Here is a 17,633-nt window from a genome sequence, read left to right as displayed (position 1 = left end):
TCGATTGCGGGCGCGCGAACCTCAGTGATCTTTCGCGGGGTTCACTATAAATGCGGCTAAAGAGGTCGTCAGCCGCGCTCGATTTCTCAGGCAGCGCATCGCCGACACCGTTTAGCCGCCAGGTCAAAGGCGGAATGAATGGAATCGATCGGCATCGTCACTCCCCAAACAATGCGCTTCACCGAGCCGCTGCGGATGCAGAACGGCTCGTCGCTCGGCGACTACGAACTCGTCGTCGAAACCTATGGCGAACTGAACGCCGCGCGCTCGAACGCCGTGCTCGTGTGCCATGCGCTGAACGCGTCGCATCACGTCGCCGGCATTCACGCCGATAACCCGAAGAACGTCGGCTGGTGGGACAACATGGTCGGCCCCGGCAAGCCGCTCGACACGAACCGCTTCTTCGTCATCGGCGTGAACAATCTCGGCTCGTGTTTCGGCTCGACCGGACCGATGAGCATCGACGGCGCGACCGGAAAACCGTATGGCGCGAGCTTTCCCGTCGTCACCGTCGAGGACTGGGTGAACGCGCAGGCGCGTCTCGCGGACCGCTTCGGTATCGAGCGCTTCGCGGCCGTGATGGGCGGCAGCTTGGGCGGCATGCAGGCGCTCGCGTGGAGCATGATGTATCCGGAGCGGCTCGCGCATTGCATCGTGGTGGCGTCGACGCCGAAGCTGTCCGCACAGAACATCGCGTTCAACGAGACGGCGCGCTCCGCGATCCTCTCGGACCCCGACTTCCACGGCGGCGATTACTACGCGCACGGCGTGAAGCCGCGCCGCGGCTTGCGCGTCGCGCGGATGATCGGCCACATCACGTATCTGTCGGACGACGACATGGCCGTGAAATTCGGCCGCGCGCTGCGCCGTGCCGAAGGCGCGCTCGACGCGTACAACTTCAATTTCGATGTCGAATTCGAAGTGGAGTCGTATCTGCGCTATCAGGCCGACAAGTTCGCCGAATACTTCGATGCGAACACGTATCTGCTCATCACGCGCGCGCTCGATTATTTCGATCCCGCGAAAGCCTTCGACGGCGATCTAACGAAAGCGCTTGCCAATACATCGGCGAAATATCTCATCACCAGCTTTACGACCGACTGGCGTTTCGCGCCGGCGCGCTCGCGCGAGATCGTGAAGGCGCTGCTCGACAACAAGCGCACGGTGAGCTACGCGGAAATCGACGCGCCGCACGGCCACGACGCCTTCCTGCTCGACGACGCGCGCTATCACAATCTGATGCGCGCCTACTACGAACGCATTGCCACGGAGATCGGCGCATGAACCAGCACACTCTCGATTCCCTCGCGCTGCGCTCGGACTTTCGCGCGATCGCCCGCTGGGTCGAACCGCGCTCGACGGTGCTCGATCTCGGCTGCGGCGACGGTTCGCTGCTGTCGCTGCTCGGTGAAGAACTGGAAGTGAAGGGCTACGGCATCGAAATCAACGATGCCGGCGTGCTCGCGTGCGCGCAAAAAGGCGTGAACGTGATCCAGCAGAATCTCGAAGACGGCTTGCGTCTCTTCGAAGACGACAGCTTCGACTTCGCGATCCTCTCGCAGACGCTGCAGACGATCCATCAGACCGCCGCGATCCTGCGCGAAACGGTGCGCGTCGGACGCGAATGCATTGTGTCGTTTCCGAATTTCGGTTACTGGCAGCATCGGCTTTCGGTGATTCAGGGACGCATGCCGGTGTCGAAATCGCTGCCTTATCAATGGCACAACACGCCGAACGTGCGCGTGCTCACGATCAAGGACTTCGAGGCGCTCGCGCCGGAAGTGGGCATCGAGATTCTGGATCGCGTGGTGCTGCACGGCGGGCAGTCGGTCCGTTGGGGCGCGAACTGGCGTGGTAGTCTTGCGGTCTATCGCGTGAAGCGCCGGTAACATCGACCGGCGGGTTCCCGCATCGACAACTGCCCGTTATCTGACATGCCCGATACGCCACACGAGGCGCCCGCTCTAACTGCTCACGAAGATCATCCCGGATGGCGCGCGTTCCTCAACAAGCGCATCCTCATTTGCGTCTTTCTCGGCTTTACGTCCGGATTGCCGCTCTTCACGCTTTATAGCCTGTTGCAGGCGTGGCTCACGACCGCGCACATCAACGTCAAGGAGATCGGTCTCTTCGCGCTGATCGGACTTCCGTACACGTGGAAATTCGTCTGGTCGCCGCTGATGGACCGTTTCATTCCGCGCTTTCCCGGCTGGAGTCCGGGCAGGCGGCGCGGCTGGATGTTCGTCACGCAAGTGCTCGTGATGATCGCGATCGGCTCGTTCGGCTTCTTCTCGCCCGAGCAGAATCTCTGGGCCGTCGCCGCGATCGCCGCGCTCGTCGCGTTCTTCAGCGCGAGTCAGGATATCGTCATCGATGCCTATCGCCGCGAGCTCCTCGCCGACACCGAACAAGGGCTCGGCAACGCGGTGCACGTCAACGCATATAAGGTCGCGGGACTCGTGCCCGGTTCGCTGTCGCTGATTCTCGCGACCGTCCTGCCGTGGAAAAGCGTCTTTCTGATCACCGCCGCGTTCATGCTGCCGGGGCTCATCATGACGCTCGTCGTGAAGGAGCCGCAGATTCATGGCGCGCCGCCGAAAAATCTGCGCGAGGCGATCGTCGAGCCGTTTCACGAGTTCGTCACGCGTGACGGCTGGCGCGCGGCGCTGCTCGTGCTCAGTTTCATCTTCCTGTACAAGCTCGGCGATACGATGGCCACCGCGCTCGCGACGAAGTTCTTCATCGACGTCGGATTCTCGCTCGCGCAGATCGGCGTGATCGCGAAAGCGGTCGCGTTCTGGGCGAGCATCGCGGGCGGCTTGCTCGGCGGCATCGCGCTCGTGAAGATCGGCATTGCGCGCGGATTGTGGATCTTCGGCATTCTGCAGATCGTCGCGACGCTCGGCTTCGCATGGCTCGCGAAGATCGGGCCGTCGCCGTTCGCGCTCGGCGTGCTGTACGGCTTCGAAACCTTCGCGACGGGTCTCACGCTCGCGACGTTCACGGCGTATATCGCGAGCACGACCGACCCGCGCTACACCGCGACCCAATTCGCGCTCTTCACGAGCCTCGCGGCCGTGCCGCGCACCTTCGCGGCGGCGGGCAGCGGCTACATCGTGAATGAAACCGGCTGGTTTCCGTACTTCATGATCTGCGTCGCGCTGTCCATTCCGGGCATGTTACTGTTGCCCAAGATCGCGCCCTGGAGAATTCGACGATGACGGTTTCTTTCAAGCTTCGCGCCTTGGTTTGCGCATGGACATGGGCGTCGCTCGCCCCTTCGTCCGCGTATGCCCAGGACGAACAAAAGACGCCGCCGCCGTACTCCGCACCGAACAACCAGATCCGTTTCGGCAATACGGCGCTGTTTCGCAACCTGATTGCGCCCGCGACGCTCGAAGCGCAGGCCGCCGACGAATACGCGCAGGTCATCCACGATGCCGAGCGCAACAAGACGCTGCTCCCCGATACCAACCCGCTCGTCAAACGCGTGCGCGATATCGCGAATCACGAGATTCCGTTCGCGCTCAAGTGGAACGATCGCGCGAAGAGCTGGACGTGGGAGATCAACGTCATCAAGTCGGCCGACGAGCGCATGGTCTGCCTGCCGGGCGGGAAGATCGTCGTGTACAGCGGGCTGATCGACAAGCTGCATCTGAACGACAACGAGATCGGCATGATGATCGGCCATGAAATCGCGCACGCGTTGCGCGAGCATGCGCGCGAGCGGCTCGGGCGGCAGCAGGCGGCGCAGCTCTCGTCGAACGGCATGCCGCAGCTTTTCGGCTTTTCGAATTACGCGTCGCAGCAGCCCGATATCGGCGATGAACTGCTGACGATGCGCTATTCCCCCGCCGACGAAACCGAAGCCGACGTGATCGGCAGCGAGATCGCGTCGCGCGCGGGCTACGATCCGCGCGCTGCCGTCACGTTGTGGAACAAGATCGATTCGGGCACGCGCCGCGCGGACGATGGCTTCATCTGGCTGCATCCGTACGGGCCGGATCGCCGGCAGGATCTGCTCAAACGCATGCCGGACATGATGCCGCTCTATGCGAAGGCGGTCGGCAAGACCATCGATCAGTTGCCGAATTACGCCGGGATGGGGCGGTTCAAGAAGAGCGGGCGCTAGCTCACTTCTTCTTCGCGATCTTCCAGTCGTAATCGATCGTCAGCGGCGCGTGGTCGCTGAACTTGATATCCCGGAAAATCGACGTCTTCTTCGCGGTCGCGGCGACTTCCTTCGTCGCGATCTGATAATCGATACGCCACCCGACGTTCTTCGCATACGCCTGGCCGCGATTGCTCCACCACGTATATTGCTCGGGACGCTGATCGAGCGTGCGGAATACATCGACATAACCGACGTCGTCGAAAAGCTTCGTGAGCCACGCGCGTTCTTCGGGCAAACAACCGGAATTCTTCTGGTTGCTCTTCCAGTTCTTGATGTCGATTTCCTTGTGCACGATATTTACATCGCCGCACAGGATGACTTCGCGCTCCTTCGAAAGCGCGTCCAGATGCGGCATGAACTCGTCCATGAAGCGATACTTCGCCTGCTGACGCTCGTCGCCGCTCGAACCCGACGGCACATACACCGACACGACCGACAACTTGCCGAAACGCGCTTCGACATAGCGCCCTTCCGGATCGAACTCTTCCGAACCGAAGCCGATGATCACGTCATCCGGTTCGTGGCGCGTGTACAGACCGGCGCCGCTGTAGCCCTTCTTCACCGCGTGCTGGAAATAGCCCTGGAAACCGTGCGGCGCGAGAAATTCCGGCGTCAGATCGTCCTGCGAGCATTTGATTTCCTGAACGCACACGACGTCGGATTTCTGCTCTCCGAACCAGTCGAAGAAACCTTTCTTGGCGGCCGAACGGATGCCGTTGAGATTGGCGGTTATCACGCGAAACATGTTCTTCCTTTTTGATCTTGATTATTCGACCTTCACGCCCTTCAGCGATTCTTTCGCCGGCGGGAATTCGAGCTTCATGTCCTGCATCGTGCGCAACAGCAGCTCTGCGACCATCACGTTGCGATGCGTCTTCGAATTGCCCGGAATGATGTACCAAGGCGCGTAATCCGTCGATGTCGCCGCGAGCGCGTCGGCGTATGCGCCCTGATAGTCGTCCCATTGCTTGCGCGCTTCGAGGTCGGAGACGTCGAACTTCCAGTGTTTCGTCGGATCGTCGATGCGCGCCTGCAGTCGCTCGCGCTGCTCGTCCTTCGAAATGTGCAGGAAGCATTTGACGATGGTCGTGCCGCTGTCAGCGAGCAGCGCCTCGAATTCGCGAATATGCCGATAACGCCGTTCGCATTCGTCGGCATCGATCGACTTCAACACGCGCGGCACGAGCACGTCTTCGTAGTGACTGCGGTTGAAGATCGCGAATTCGCCGGCCATCGGCGCCTGCGCGTGCACGCGCCACAGAAAATCGTGCGCGGCCTCGCGCTCGGACGGCGCGCGAAACGGCACGATGCGCAAGCCGAGCGGATCGACATCGTGAAACACCGCGCGCACCGTGCCGTCCTTGCCGCTCGTGTCCATGCCCTGCAGCACGAGCAGCACGCGCCGGCGGCGCTGCGCGTGCAGTTTCTCCTGAAGATCGTCGAGCTGCACGCCGATCGCCGTGAGACGCTCGCGGTCGATGTCCTTCGTGCCGCTGGAAAACGGCTTCGCGGACGGATCGATCGCGCTCAGGTCGAATGGCTTGCGCTTCTTGCCGGCGTCGAAGAAAGGCACACGGAAGTCGTCGAGTTCGGGTTTTTTTGCCATATTTTTGTGATCACCAAAAAGAAAGGCCGTCGCCTAGCTTAACCGGCAACGGCCCTGTCTTTCACGCACCGAAACAATCAGCCGAGTTTCTTCTTCAAAAGCTCGTTCACCTGCTGCGGATTCGCCTTGCCCTTGGTCGCCTTCATCGCCTGACCGATCAGCGCGTTGAACGCCTTCTCCTTGCCCGCGCGGAATTCCTCGACCGACTTCTGGTTTGCAGCAAGCACCTCGTCGATGATCGCTTCGAGCGCGCCGGTGTCGGAAATCTGCTTCAAACCCTTCGCGTCGATGATGCGATCCGCGGCGGCATCGTCGGTCGCCTTCTCTTCCCAGATCGTCTGGAAAATGTCCTTCGCGATCTTGTTGGAGATGGTGCCATCGGCGATGCGCTGAATGATGAGCGCGAGCTGCGCAGCCGATACCGGCGATTCGCTGATATCGAGCGATTCGCGATTCAGTTGCGCGGAGACGTCGCCCATCATCCAGTTCGCGGCGATCTTCGCCTGGGCCGCGCCCGCCTTCTGCACGAGCGCTTCGAAGTAGGACGCCATCGCCTTCGACGAAGTCAGCACGCCCGCGTCATACGGCGTCAAACCGTACGTGTCGACGAAACGCTTCTGCATGTCCGCCGGCAGCTCGGGCATCTCGCCCTTCACGCGATCGATCCACGATGCATCGATCACGAGCGGCATCAGATCGGGATCGGGAAAATAGCGGTAATCGTGCGCGTCTTCCTTGCTGCGCATCGAACGCGTTTCGCGCTTGTCCGGGTCATAAAGACGCGTTTCCTGAACCACCGTGCCGCCGTCTTCGATCAGCTCGATCTGACGGCGCACTTCGTACTGGATCGCTTCTTCGAGAAAGCGGAACGAGTTCAAGTTCTTGATCTCGGCGCGCGTGCCGAATTCCTTCTGGCCGACCGGGCGCACCGAGACGTTCGCGTCGCAACGGAACGAGCCTTCCTGCATGTTGCCGTCGCAGATGCCGAGCCACACGACGAGACCGTGCAGTGCCTTCGCATACGCGACCGCTTCCGCGGCGCTGCGCATTTCCGGCTCAGTGACGATTTCGAGCAGCGGCGTGCCCGCGCGGTTCAGGTCGATGCCCGTCATGCCCGCGAAGTCTTCGTGCAGCGACTTGCCTGCGTCCTCTTCGAGGTGCGCGCGCGTCAGGTTGATGGTCTTCTCGTACGCTTCCTTGCCCGCCTTCTCGTTGGCCGGCACCTGAATCGTGATCTGCCCGCCCTGCACGACCGGAATCTCGTACTGGCTGATCTGATAGCCCTTCGGAAGATCCGGATAGAAGTAGTTCTTGCGCGCGAAGATGCTGCGCGGCGCGATGTGTGAACCGATCGCGAGACCGAAGCGGATCGCGCGCTCGACGGCGCCGCGGTTCATCACAGGCAACACGCCGGGCAACGCGAGATCGACGGGACTCGCCTGCGAATTCGGGCTCGCGCCGAACTGCGTGGGCGCGCCGGAAAAAATCTTGGAGACGGTGGAAAGCTGCGCGTGCGTTTCCAGACCGATGACGACTTCCCACTGCATGTTCACACTCCCGATGCCAATGTCGATGCAGGTGCCTTGCGGTGCCAGTCGGTCGCGCGCTGATAAGCGTCGGCGACCTGGAGCATCCGGGCTTCGTTGAAATAGTTGCCGATGATCTGCAGACCGACCGGCCGATTCGCATTCGCGCCCGCGCCGAAACCGCACGGCACGCTCATGCCGGGCAGGCCCGCGAGGCTCACGGAAAGCGTGTAGATATCGGCGAGATACATCTGCACGGGATCGTCGGCCTTCTCGCCGAGATTCCACGCGACCGACGGCGCGACCGGTCCCATGATGACGTCGCACTGCTTGAACGCTTCCTGGAAATCGCGCGCGATGATGCGGCGAATCTTCTGCGCCTGCAGGTAGTACGCGTCGTAATAACCGTGCGACAACACGTACGTGCCGACGAGAATCCGCCGCTTCACTTCCGGCCCGAAGCCTTCCGCGCGCGACTTCTTGTACATGTCGAGCAGATCGCGGTACTCGGCCGCGCGATGCCCGTAGCGCACGCCATCGAAGCGCGACAGATTCGACGATGCCTCCGCCGGCGCGATGATGTAGTACACGGGAATCGAAAGCTCGGTCTTCGGCAGCGACACTTCGACGAGCGTCGCGCCGAGCGCTTCGTATTGCTTCAATGCGGCGTCGATGGACGCGCGCACGTCGTCGGCGAGACCCGTGCCGAAATACTCCTTCGGCATGCCGATGCGCAGGCCCTTCAGCGGCTTGCCGGCATCATCGCTGCCGTTCCACGTCTTGCCGAGATAGCGCGTGTAGTCTTCGTTCTCGCGTTGAAGGCTCGTGGAATCGCGCTCGTCGAAGCCGCCCATCGCGTTCAGCAGCAGCGCGCAGTCGTGCGCCGTTTGCGCCATCGGGCCGCCCTGATCCAGCGACGACGCGAACGCGATCATTCCATAACGCGAAACGCGGCCATACGTCGGTTTGATGCCGGTGATGCCGGTGAACGAAGCGGGCTGGCGGATGGAGCCGCCGGTGTCCGTGCCGGTCGCGGCGGGCGCGAGACGCGCGGCCACGGCAGCAGCCGAACCGCCCGACGAACCGCCCGGCACGGCCTTCATATCCCACGGATTCTTCACCGCGCCGAAGTACGAATTCTCGTTGGACGAGCCCATCGCGAACTCGTCCATGTTGGTCTTGCCGAGCGTGACCATACCGGCTTTCGCGAGGCGATCGACGACGGTCGCATCGAACGGACTCGAATAGTTTTCGAGCATGTGCGAGCCGGCGGTCGATGTCCAGCCGCGCGTGACGAAGACGTCCTTGTGCGCGATCGGCAAGCCGGTGAGCGCGCCCGCGCGGCCTTCGCCGATGAGCGCGTCGGCGGCTTTCGCCTGTTCGAGCGTGAGCGCGGCGTCGACGCCGATGAACGCGTTCAGTTCCTTCGCGCCCTCGATGCGCCGCAGATACGACTGCGCCAGTTCGACCGCGGATACTTCCTTCGAGTCAAGCGCGGCGCGCAGTTCGGTCAAGCTTTTCTGATGCATTGCAGTTTCCTGATGAGCGCGGTGTGAATCACGCGCTGACGCTGAATGTTTGATGCTTATTCGATGACTTTGGGCACGAGATAGAGCCCGTCTTGCACGGCGGGCGCGCAACGCTGGAACTCTTCGCGTTCGACACGCTCTGAGACAGCGTCGTCACGCAGACGCAGCGCGACTTCCTCGATCTGCTCGATCGGGTGCGCGAGCGGTTCGATGCCGGTCGTGTCGACGGCCTGCATCTGCTCGACGAGACCGAAAAAATCGTTGAGCCGCGTGAGCGTGGGCTCGGCTTCGTGGTCGGGCAATTCGAGCCGCGCGAGGTGCGCGATGCGTTTTACGTCGGTCAGGGTCAAAGACATAAATTCACCGGAGAAAGCGTGGACAGCCTCAATCTCGAAAACTTTCGCTGCAGCAGCCAGTTGCGATCTTGAAAGGAGCCCTCGGAAACAGGTCTGGCGATGGCAAAAACTGCCATCCTTTTCCTATAGATACCCACAAATTATAAGGTATCATTACACGTTCGACTCACCTCTGGAACGGCTTGTCGGCGGCTTTCTCCCGCATTTGATGGATTCCGAGAAACGTTTGCGTCCAGCGTTCCGTTCTGCAGTAGATTTCTTCCCGGATTTGCCCTTCCCGGCGAGCGTTCGCCGCCCCGGCAAACCGTTATTTTTTCCGCTGCCGTCCCCGGCGCTCCTCGCGACGAACGGCCACCCAGCGAGACAGGATTTTTGAATGTTCGGTTTTTTGCGCAGCTATTTCTCCAACGACCTGGCGATTGACCTCGGCACCGCCAACACGCTGATCTACATGCGCGGCAAGGGCATCGTCCTCGACGAACCCTCGGTCGTTTCGATTCGCCAGGAAGGCGGCCCCAACGGCAAGAAGACCATTCAGGCGGTCGGCAAGGAAGCCAAGCAGATGCTCGGTAAAGTGCCGGGCAACATCGAGGCCATTCGCCCGATGAAGGACGGCGTGATCGCCGACTTCACCGTCACCGAGCAGATGATCAAGCAGTTCATCAAGACCGCTCACGAATCCCGCATGTTCTCGCCGTCGCCGCGCATCATCATCTGCGTGCCGTGCGGCTCCACTCAAGTCGAGCGCCGCGCGATCAAGGAAGCGGCACACGGCGCGGGCGCCTCGCAGGTCTATCTGATCGAAGAGCCGATGGCCGCGGCAATCGGCGCGGGCCTGCCGGTTTCGGAAGCAACGGGCTCGATGGTCGTCGACATCGGCGGCGGCACGACGGAAGTCGGCGTCATCTCGCTGGGCGGCATCGTGTACAAGGGCTCGGTGCGCGTCGGCGGCGACAAGTTCGACGAGGCCATCGTCAACTACATCCGCCGCAACTACGGCATGCTGATCGGCGAGCAAACAGCCGAAGCCATCAAGAAGGAAATCGGCTCGGCGTTCCCCGGCTCCGAAGTGAAGGAAATGGAAGTCAAGGGCCGCAATCTGTCGGAAGGCATTCCGCGCAGCTTCACCATTTCGAGCAATGAAATTCTCGAAGCGCTGACCGACCCGCTGAACCAGATCGTGTCGTCGGTGAAGATCGCGCTCGAACAGACGCCGCCGGAACTCGGCGCGGACATCGCGGAGCGCGGCATGATGCTGACGGGCGGCGGCGCGCTCCTGCGCGACCTCGACCGCCTGCTCGCGGAAGAAACCGGCCTGCCGGTGCTCGTCGCCGAAGATCCGCTGACTTGCGTGGTGCGTGGCTCGGGCATGGCGCTCGAGCGCATGGACAAGCTCGGCAGCATCTTCTCGTACGAGTGATCTGCTGCTTCGGGCGTCCGGATATCGACGCAACCCCGAAGCACGCTTGCAAGCACCCGCGTAACGCGACGCGCGCATGGCCCGGCCTCTGTCCGGGCCGTTGTCGGAACAGCGTAGGGCAGGTTTCGCCGCCGGCGAAGTGACCTGCAGCATCGATCCATCCGTTCACGCCCTCGGCGCCGACCATGGAATACAGTCCGCCGCCCCTTTTCAAGCAAGGCCCTTCCGCGCTCGCGCGCCTGATTTTCTTCGTGGTGCTCGCCATCGCGCTGCTCATCTCGGACGCTCGCTTCAGCACGCTGGAAATCGTTCGCGGGATGCTCGGCGCCGGGCTGTATCCGTTGCAGCGCGCGGCGCTGGTGCCGCGCGACATCTTCATGGGCGCCGCCGATCTCGCCGTGACCAGCGCGACGCTGCGCAGCGAAAACCGCAAGCTCAGCGACAAGAATCTGGAGCTTTCCGTCAAGGCGGGCGACGCGGCCCAGCTCGCCATCGAGAACGCGCATCTGCGCGCGCTGCTGAATCTGCAATCCCGCGCAACGACCGAAGAAACGCCCGCCGAAATTCAATACGACACGCGCGATCCGTTCACGCAGAAAGTCGTGATCGGCAAGGGTTCGCAGCAGAATATCCAGGACGGCGCGCCCGTCGTCACCGAAGACGGCGTGATCGGTCAGGTGACGCGCGTGTTTCCGCTGCAATCCGAAGTCACGCTGCTCACCGATAAAGACCAGGCCGTGCCCGTCCAGATCTCGCGCACCGGCTTGCGCAGCGTGATTTACGGCACGCCGAAGGGCGACACGCTCGATCTTCGCTTCGTGCCGATCAGCGCCGACGTCCAAGCCGGCGACGAACTCGTGACGAGCGGCCTCGACGGCATCTATCCGCCGGGACTGCCGGTCGCGAAGGTGCTGCGCGTCGACAAGCAGGCGGATACGGCGTTCGCGCGCGTCGTCTGCGTGCCGATCGCGGCCGTGCGCGGCGCGCGCCAGTTGCTCGTGCTGCACTACAACTTGAATCAGCCGCCGAATCCGGTCGAAGTCGAAGCAGCTGCGGCCGCCAAGGAAGCGAAGGAAAACAAGGGCAAGAAGAAGCCCGCGCCGAAGGCTGCCGCCGCAGCGGGCGCGAGCGGCGCTTCCGCTCCGGTGCCGGGTTCTGCGCCAGCGGCTGCAACACCGGCAGCGCCCGCGCCCGCGAAGCCGTCGGAGAAGGCGGCCGAGCCGAAAGCTGCATCGGGCGCGGCGGCGAAACCGTCGAAGAAGGCGCATGCGCCGAAACCCGCATCATCGGGAGCCGCGCGATGAACCGTCCGCAATACATCCTGCAGCCGGTCAATCCGTACTTCATCACGTTCAGCCTGGCCGCCGCGTTCCTGCTGAACCTCATGCCGTGGGGACGGCTCATCGGCGTGCCGGATTTCGTCGCGCTCGTGCTGCTGTTCTGGAACGTGCATCAACCGCGCAAGGTCGGCATGGGCATCGCGTTCATGCTCGGCATCCTGATGGACGTGCACAACGCGAATCTCCTTGGCGAACACGCGCTGGCCTACACGCTGCTTTCGTACGGCGCGATCACGATTCATCGCCGCGTGCTGTGGATGACACTGCCCGTGCAGATGTTCGTCGTCGCGCCGCTGCTGGTGGGCGCGCATCTCGTGCCTTTCATCATCCGCCTCATGACGGGCGCCGCGTTCCCCGGCTGGAGCTATCTCATCAACGGATTCGTCGAAGCGCTGCTCTGGCCGATCGCGAGCTTCCTCCTGCTGATGCCGCAACGCCGCGCCGCCGACCCGGACGATACGCGTCCAATCTGAGTCTTGCCGCGCGGCGCCGGGTCGGCGAAAAAACCGCCGCGCGCGAACTACACTTGAATCGCGAGCACACCGCGAAAGCTGCATGACCGAAATCAAGAACACCGAGCAACAGTTGTCGAAGTTCCGCCTGCGCGTCGCGGCGGCGGGACTGTTCGTGTTCATCTGCTTCGGGCTGATCGGGCTGCGCTTCCTCTATCTGCAGGTCTGGCATTTCAGCAAATACTCGTTGCAGGCAAACGAGAACCGCATTTCGGTCGCGCCGATCGTGCCGAATCGCGGCATCATCACCGACCGCAACGGGGTCGTGCTGGCGAAGAACTATTCGGCGTACACGCTCGAAATCACGCGCTCCAAGATCAACGGCACGCTCGACGAAACCATCGACGAGCTGTCGCAAGTCATTCCGATCGACGCGCGCGACCGCCGCCGTTTTAAGAAGCTTCTCGAGGACTCGAAGAATTTCGAAAGCCTGCCGATTCGCACGCGTCTCACCGACGAGGAGGTCGCCAAGTTCACGGCGCAGCGTTTCCGCTTTCCCGGCGTCGAAGTGCGCGCGCGCCTGTTCCGCCAATATCCGCTCGGCACGACCGCAGCGCATGTGATCGGCTATATCGGGCGCATTTCGCAGCGCGATCAGGAGCGCATCGACGACGCGAGCGACGCCAACGACGAAAGCTCGGATCACTACGATCCGCGCCTCGACGCCAACAATTACAAGGGCACGGATTACGTCGGCAAGATCGGCGTCGAGCAGAGCTACGAAACGGAGCTGCACGGCCTGACCGGTTTCGAGGAAGTGGAAGTGACCGCGGGCGGCCGTCCGGTACGCACGATGTCGCGCACGCAGGCGACGCCGGGCAACAATTTGCAGTTGTCGCTGGATATCGGCTTGCAGCAGGTCGCGGAGCAGGCATTCGCGGGCAAGCGCGGCGCGCTCGTCGCGATCGAGCCATCGACCGGCGACGTGCTCGCATTCGTCTCCGCGCCGAGTTTCGATCCGAATTCGTTCGTCGACGGCATCGATCAGCAAACCTGGGACGCGCTCAACAATTCGCCGGATCATCCGCTCTTGAATCGTCCGCTGCACGGCACGTATCCGCCGGGCTCGACTTACAAGCCGTTCATGGCGCTCGCCGCGTTGTCGCTGCACAAGCGCACGCCGGGCTGGGGCTTCCAGGATCCGGGCTACTTCACGTTCGGCGGCCACACGTTCCGCAACGACGTGCGCTCGGGTCAGGGCTGGGTGGACATGAACCGCGCGATCGTCGTGTCGAACGACACGTACTTCTACATGCTCGCGCGCGATCTCGGCGTCAATGCGATGGCCGGCTTCATGAAGCCGTGGGGCTTCGGCCAGATCACCGGCATCGATATCGCGGGCGAGGCGAAGGGCATTCTTCCGTCGACGGAATGGAAGCGCAAGGCGTACCGCAAGCCCGAGCAGCAGAAATGGTACGAAGGCGAGACGATCAGTCTCGGCATCGGGCAGGGCTACAACTCGTTCACGATCCTGCAACTCGCGCACGCGACGGCGACGCTCGCGAATAACGGCGTCGTGATGAAGCCGCACCTCGTGCGCAACATCGAGAATCCGATCAACAAGGACCTGCGCGCGGTCGTGCGCGATCCGAGCAACAAGATTCCGGTGCAGCAGAAGGACATCGACGTCATCAAGCACGCAATGGAAGGCGTCGTGACGAACGGCACGGCAGCGAAGGTTTTCGCGGGTGCGCCCTATCTCGCGGCGGGCAAGACGGGCACGGCACAGGTCTATTCGCTGCAGGGCGCGAACTATCGGGGCCACGGCGGAACGGCCGAGCATCTGCGGGACCATGCGTTGTTCATCGCGTTCGCGCCGGCGGAGCAGCCGAAGATCGCGATCGCGCTGATCGTCGAAAACGGCGGCTGGGGCGCGGAGTCCGCCGGTCCGATCGCGCGCAAGGTGCTCGACTATTACCTCGTCGACCGTCTCAAGCCGGGCGCGGAAGCGGCGGCGGTCGCAGCGGCGGCTTCGGCCACGACCGAAGCGACCGTGCCGGTCATCGGCGGCACGCAACCGCCCGCCGCCGTCGCGCTGCCCGCGTCGGTCGCGAATTCGTCGCCGGCGTTTTCGCCGCAAGCGGCGTCGAATCCGGATGTCGCGAAGGCGGCGTCGGCGCCTGCGGCATCCGCTCCGAAAGTCTCGAAACCGCGCGCTGCGTCGGCGCCGCCCGCTGCGCCTGCGGCTGCGGTGCCTGCATCGACGCCCGGCCGATCGCCCGCGCCGAAGAAGCGCCCGAGCGAGCCGACGCCCACCATGGTGCGCAGCAACGAAAACGACGGGGTGCGCGTTCTCGCGCCGTCCGGCGGCATCGACGAGTAAAGGAAACCGCCATGCAACTGCACGTCCAATTCGACAAGCGCGAGCTGCTGGACCGCGCCAAGCGCATGTTCGCGGGCTTCGACAAGCCGCTCGCGCTGATCGTGTTCCTGCTGCTCGGCGTCGGAATCGTGACGCTCTATAGCGCCAGCCTCGACATGCCGGGCCGCGTCGAAGACCAGTTGCGCAACATCATGCTGACCTTCGGCCTGATGTGGATACTCGCCAACATTCCGCCGCAAACGCTGATGCGCTTCGCCGTGCCGCTCTATACGGTCGGCGTCGCGTTGCTGATCGCGGTCGCCGCGTTCGGCCTGACGCGCAAGGGCGCGAAGCGCTGGCTCAATGTCGGCGTGGTGATCCAGCCATCGGAAATCATGAAGATCGCGATGCCGCTGATGCTCGCGTGGTACTACCAGAAGCGCGAAAGCAACATTCGCTGGTGGGATTACATCGTCGGCTTTCTCATTCTGATGCTGCCCGTCGGCCTGATCGCGAAGCAGCCGGACCTCGGCACCGCCGTGCTCGTGTTCGCGGCGGGCATGTTCGTCATCTATTTCGCGGGGCTGAGTTTCAAGCTGATCCTGCCGGTGCTGATCGCGGGCGTCATCGCGGTGGCGGGCGTCGCGACGTTCCAGGAAAAGATTTGTCAGCCCGAAGTCGTCTGGCCGATGATGCACGACTACCAGAAGCATCGCATCTGCACGCTGCTCGATCCGACTTCCGATCCGCTCGGCAAAGGCTTCCACACGATTCAGGCGGTGATCGCGATCGGCTCCGGCGGCACGCTCGGCAAGGGCTGGCTGAAGGGCACGCAGGCGCACCTCGAGTTCATCCCCGAGAAACACACCGACTTCATTTTCGCCGTGTTCTCCGAAGAGTTCGGGCTCGCGGGCGGGCTCGTGCTGCTCTTTCTTTATATGGCGCTCATCGCGCGCGGACTGTTCATCGCGGCGAACGGAGCGACCTTCTTCGGGCGATTATTGGCGGGATCGCTCACGCTCGCGTTCTTTACTTACGCGTTCGTCAACATCGGCATGGTGAGCGGGATCCTGCCGGTGGTCGGCGTGCCGCTGCCCTTCATGAGTTACGGCGGAACCGCGCTGACGACGCTCGGCGTCGCGGCCGGGCTCATCATGAGCGTCGCGCGGCAAAAGCGGTTGATGCAGAGTTAGCGGGCTATCTTCCGCCACATGAGCCGCGGCTTCGACCGCGGTTTTTTTTATCGACGCGCGCCGTCACTGCGGCTTCTGCTGCTCGAGTTCGGTGCTGAGCTGCAGATACTTGAGCTTCGCCGCCGGATCGCCCTGCGCGGCCGCTGCCGCGTAATAAGCCCGCGCGACATTCAGATTGCGTTCGACGCCATCGCCGCCGCGCTCGTAGAACGATCCCGCGACGTATTGCGCCGTCATGTCGCCGCCTTCCGCAGCCTTCTTGTACCAGGTGAACGCCTGCGTGTTGTCGCGCGCGGTGCCGCGTCCGTCGAGGAACTGGTTGGCGAGCGCGAGTTCGGCCTGTACGTGACCCTGATTCGCCGCGCGCAGGAACCAGCGATGCGCCTCCGCCGGATCTTTCTCGACGAACTGGCCGTCGTCGTACATCTTGCCGTACACGTATTGCGCGTGCGTCATGTTGGCGTCGGCGGCGCGGCGCAGCCATTTCTTGCCTTCGGGCACATCCGCCGGGCCGCCCTCGCCGTTGAGCAGCATCATCGCGTAGTTGAATTCGGCGAGGCGGCTGCCTCTTTGCGCCGCACGCCGAAACTCCGAGCGCGCCGCGACGAAATTGCCCGCGTTGTAATCGGCGACGGCGTTTTGCGTCGCGATGTCGGTCGGCTTCGGCGCGTTGTCGGCGCGGGCCGCACCGGCGAGCGCCAGCGCGATGATCGCAGCGGCGGCGGCTTTCATGATCTCGCCTCCTGCAACGCCTGACGCGTCGCCTTCAACAGCCACATTACATCCGCGCCGATCGCGACGAGCTTGATGCCCGCCTGCGCGTACTGCTTCGCGCTCGCGGCATCGAGTGCGAAGATGCCGCTCGCGATGCCCGCGCGATTCGCCGCGTCGACGATCTTCGTGATCGCCGCCTGCACATCCGGATGCTTGCCGTCGCCGAGATGACCGAGGCTCGCGGCCAGATCCGCCGGCCCGATGAACAGGCAATCGACGCCCGGCGTCGCGGCAATTTCATCGACGGCTTCGAGCGCCGCGACCGATTCGATCTGCACGATCGTCGCAATCTGCGCATTCGCGCTCGCCATGTAATCGCGACGCATACCGTATGCCGCCGCGCGCACCGCGCCCGCCACGCCGCGCAGGCCGTGCAGCGCCGCTTCGGTCGGATATTGCGTCAGCCTCACGATGCGCGCCGCCTCTTCCGCCGATTGCACGTTCGGGAACATCAGCGTGCGCGCGCCTGCGTCGAGCGCGCGCTTGACGAGCCAGCCTTCGTTCGCCGGCACGCGCACGATCGGCTCGCTCGGCAGATGCGCGGCGGCGATCGCGCGCAACTGGGCGACGACGTCGGCGCTATCGTTCGGCGAGTGCTCCATGTCGATGCAGAGCCAGTCGAAGCCCGCGTGCGCGAGCGCTTCGGCGGCATCGGCGCTGCCGAGCGACAGCCACAGGCCGAACAACGTGCCCGGTTCGGAGAAGCGCTGCTTGAGGGGATTGGTGAAGGTGCTCATCGCGCGTCTCCTTCGAGCGTTTGAAGGACGGCCACGCGCGGCCACTGGAAAAACGGATGAAGTGACGGCATGCGTGCGCTCCGTGTCTCGCCGCCTCGGAGGATGGGCGACTCATCGGACGATCATACCGTGACAAAAGCACGCGCGCCGGAGGTGCTTCCGGC

General features: G+C 63.2%; 16 protein-coding genes. 9 read left to right on the top strand and 7 right to left on the bottom strand.

Annotated elements, in window-relative coordinates; genetic code table 11:
• Window positions 1-138 precede the first annotated feature (138 nt).
• Genes metX through BG60_RS03770 form a run of 4 tightly spaced genes read left to right on the top strand, consistent with a single transcriptional unit; the run spans window position 139 to window position 4,132 of the window.
• A complete protein-coding gene (metX, locus tag BG60_RS03785) occupies window positions 139-1,284 on the top strand; it encodes a homoserine O-succinyltransferase MetX (protein WP_008352005.1) in 1,146 nt (381 codons plus the stop codon).
• Complete coding sequence (gene metW, locus BG60_RS03780; protein ID WP_008352006.1) at window positions 1,281-1,889, top strand: methionine biosynthesis protein MetW; 609 nt, start codon at window positions 1,281-1,283, stop codon at window positions 1,887-1,889. The genes metX and metW overlap by 4 nt, the downstream gene beginning before the upstream one ends.
• A 45-nt stretch (window positions 1,890-1,934) precedes the next feature.
• Window positions 1,935-3,221, top strand: coding sequence for an AmpG family muropeptide MFS transporter (locus BG60_RS03775; protein WP_008352007.1), 1,287 nt, complete (start codon window positions 1,935-1,937; stop codon window positions 3,219-3,221).
• Complete coding sequence (locus BG60_RS03770) at window positions 3,218-4,132, top strand: M48 family metallopeptidase (protein ID WP_034470335.1); 915 nt, start codon at window positions 3,218-3,220, stop codon at window positions 4,130-4,132. The genes BG60_RS03775 and BG60_RS03770 overlap by 4 nt, the downstream gene beginning before the upstream one ends.
• A 1-nt stretch (window position 4,133) precedes the next feature.
• On the opposite strand, the gene BG60_RS03765 is transcribed toward BG60_RS03770, so the two are convergent.
• The 5 genes from BG60_RS03765 to gatC form a co-directional block, all read right to left on the bottom strand.
• Window positions 4,134-4,919, bottom strand: coding sequence for an exodeoxyribonuclease III (locus BG60_RS03765; RefSeq protein WP_008352012.1), 786 nt, complete (start codon window positions 4,917-4,919; stop codon window positions 4,134-4,136).
• Between the two features lie 21 nt (window positions 4,920-4,940).
• On the bottom strand, window positions 4,941-5,780 hold the full coding sequence (locus BG60_RS03760) for a PPK2 family polyphosphate kinase (RefSeq protein WP_034470333.1): 840 nt from the start codon (window positions 5,778-5,780) through the stop codon (window positions 4,941-4,943).
• Window positions 5,781-5,857: 77 nt separating this feature from the next.
• On the bottom strand, window positions 5,858-7,327 hold the full coding sequence (gatB, locus tag BG60_RS03755) for an Asp-tRNA(Asn)/Glu-tRNA(Gln) amidotransferase subunit GatB (protein WP_008352016.1): 1,470 nt from the start codon (window positions 7,325-7,327) through the stop codon (window positions 5,858-5,860).
• Between the two features lie 2 nt (window positions 7,328-7,329).
• Window positions 7,330-8,835, bottom strand: coding sequence for an Asp-tRNA(Asn)/Glu-tRNA(Gln) amidotransferase subunit GatA (gatA, locus tag BG60_RS03750; RefSeq protein WP_008352018.1), 1,506 nt, complete (start codon window positions 8,833-8,835; stop codon window positions 7,330-7,332).
• Between the two features lie 56 nt (window positions 8,836-8,891).
• Complete coding sequence (gene gatC, locus BG60_RS03745) at window positions 8,892-9,191, bottom strand: Asp-tRNA(Asn)/Glu-tRNA(Gln) amidotransferase subunit GatC (RefSeq protein WP_008352020.1); 300 nt, start codon at window positions 9,189-9,191, stop codon at window positions 8,892-8,894.
• 376 nt (window positions 9,192-9,567) lie between these two features.
• On the opposite strand from gatC, the gene BG60_RS03740 reads away from it, so the two are divergent.
• From BG60_RS03740 to rodA, 5 genes are all read left to right on the top strand, one after another.
• Window positions 9,568-10,611 (top strand): rod shape-determining protein, encoded by a 1,044-nt coding sequence (locus BG60_RS03740; RefSeq protein WP_004189550.1) that lies wholly within the window; start codon window positions 9,568-9,570, stop codon window positions 10,609-10,611.
• 185 nt (window positions 10,612-10,796) lie between these two features.
• Entirely contained in the window at window positions 10,797-11,915 is a 1,119-nt protein-coding gene (gene mreC / locus BG60_RS03735; protein WP_034470331.1) for a rod shape-determining protein MreC, read from the top strand.
• Window positions 11,912-12,424 carry a rod shape-determining protein MreD gene (gene mreD / locus BG60_RS03730; protein ID WP_008352165.1) on the top strand — a complete coding sequence of 171 codons (513 nt, stop codon included), beginning with the start codon at window positions 11,912-11,914 and terminating at the stop codon, window positions 12,422-12,424. The genes mreC and mreD overlap by 4 nt, the downstream gene beginning before the upstream one ends.
• 82 nt (window positions 12,425-12,506) lie before the next feature.
• On the top strand, window positions 12,507-14,786 hold the full coding sequence (mrdA, locus tag BG60_RS03725) for a penicillin-binding protein 2 (protein WP_008352166.1): 2,280 nt from the start codon (window positions 12,507-12,509) through the stop codon (window positions 14,784-14,786).
• Window positions 14,787-14,797: 11 nt separating this feature from the next.
• On the top strand, window positions 14,798-15,958 hold the full coding sequence (gene rodA, locus BG60_RS03720) for a rod shape-determining protein RodA (RefSeq protein ID WP_008352167.1): 1,161 nt from the start codon (window positions 14,798-14,800) through the stop codon (window positions 15,956-15,958).
• A gap of 63 nt (window positions 15,959-16,021) precedes the next feature.
• Here rodA and BG60_RS03715 read toward each other — a convergent pair whose 3' ends face one another.
• Window positions 16,022-16,690 (bottom strand): tetratricopeptide repeat protein, encoded by a 669-nt coding sequence (locus tag BG60_RS03715; RefSeq protein ID WP_034470327.1) that lies wholly within the window; start codon window positions 16,688-16,690, stop codon window positions 16,022-16,024.
• Complete coding sequence (locus BG60_RS03710; RefSeq protein WP_008352171.1) at window positions 16,687-17,469, bottom strand: HpcH/HpaI aldolase family protein; 783 nt, start codon at window positions 17,467-17,469, stop codon at window positions 16,687-16,689. Before BG60_RS03710 ends, BG60_RS03715 begins: the two co-directional genes overlap by 4 nt.
• Between the last annotated feature and the right edge of the window lie 164 nt (window positions 17,470-17,633).

It is taken from the genome of Caballeronia zhejiangensis (genome assembly GCF_000698575.1).
Taxonomy (GTDB): domain Bacteria; phylum Pseudomonadota; class Gammaproteobacteria; order Burkholderiales; family Burkholderiaceae; genus Caballeronia; species Caballeronia zhejiangensis.
Note: the sequence above shows the minus strand (reverse complement) of the source record. Positions and strands in the feature narration are given on the sequence as shown.

What these genes read in the sequence shown, in the direction of transcription:
- metX (WP_008352005.1), top strand. Translation starts at nt 139, where the DNA reads ATGGAATCGATCGGCATCGTCACTCCCCAAACAATGCGCTTCACCGAG.
- metW (WP_008352006.1), top strand. Translation starts at nt 1,281, where the DNA reads ATGAACCAGCACACTCTCGATTCCCTCGCGCTGCGCTCGGACTTTCGC.
- BG60_RS03775 (WP_008352007.1), top strand. Translation starts at nt 1,935, where the DNA reads ATGCCCGATACGCCACACGAGGCGCCCGCTCTAACTGCTCACGAAGAT.
- BG60_RS03770 (WP_034470335.1), top strand. Translation starts at nt 3,218, where the DNA reads ATGACGGTTTCTTTCAAGCTTCGCGCCTTGGTTTGCGCATGGACATGG.
- BG60_RS03765 (WP_008352012.1), bottom strand. Translation starts at nt 4,919, where the DNA reads ATGTTTCGCGTGATAACCGCCAATCTCAACGGCATCCGTTCGGCCGCC.
- BG60_RS03760 (WP_034470333.1), bottom strand. Translation starts at nt 5,780, where the DNA reads ATGGCAAAAAAACCCGAACTCGACGACTTCCGTGTGCCTTTCTTCGAC.
- gatB (WP_008352016.1), bottom strand. Translation starts at nt 7,327, where the DNA reads ATGCAGTGGGAAGTCGTCATCGGTCTGGAAACGCACGCGCAGCTTTCC.
- gatA (WP_008352018.1), bottom strand. Translation starts at nt 8,835, where the DNA reads ATGCATCAGAAAAGCTTGACCGAACTGCGCGCCGCGCTTGACTCGAAG.
- gatC (WP_008352020.1), bottom strand. Translation starts at nt 9,191, where the DNA reads ATGTCTTTGACCCTGACCGACGTAAAACGCATCGCGCACCTCGCGCGG.
- BG60_RS03740 (WP_004189550.1), top strand. Translation starts at nt 9,568, where the DNA reads ATGTTCGGTTTTTTGCGCAGCTATTTCTCCAACGACCTGGCGATTGAC.
- mreC (WP_034470331.1), top strand. Translation starts at nt 10,797, where the DNA reads ATGGAATACAGTCCGCCGCCCCTTTTCAAGCAAGGCCCTTCCGCGCTC.
- mreD (WP_008352165.1), top strand. Translation starts at nt 11,912, where the DNA reads ATGAACCGTCCGCAATACATCCTGCAGCCGGTCAATCCGTACTTCATC.
- mrdA (WP_008352166.1), top strand. Translation starts at nt 12,507, where the DNA reads ATGACCGAAATCAAGAACACCGAGCAACAGTTGTCGAAGTTCCGCCTG.
- rodA (WP_008352167.1), top strand. Translation starts at nt 14,798, where the DNA reads ATGCAACTGCACGTCCAATTCGACAAGCGCGAGCTGCTGGACCGCGCC.
- BG60_RS03715 (WP_034470327.1), bottom strand. Translation starts at nt 16,690, where the DNA reads ATGAAAGCCGCCGCCGCTGCGATCATCGCGCTGGCGCTCGCCGGTGCG.
- BG60_RS03710 (WP_008352171.1), bottom strand. Translation starts at nt 17,469, where the DNA reads ATGAGCACCTTCACCAATCCCCTCAAGCAGCGCTTCTCCGAACCGGGC.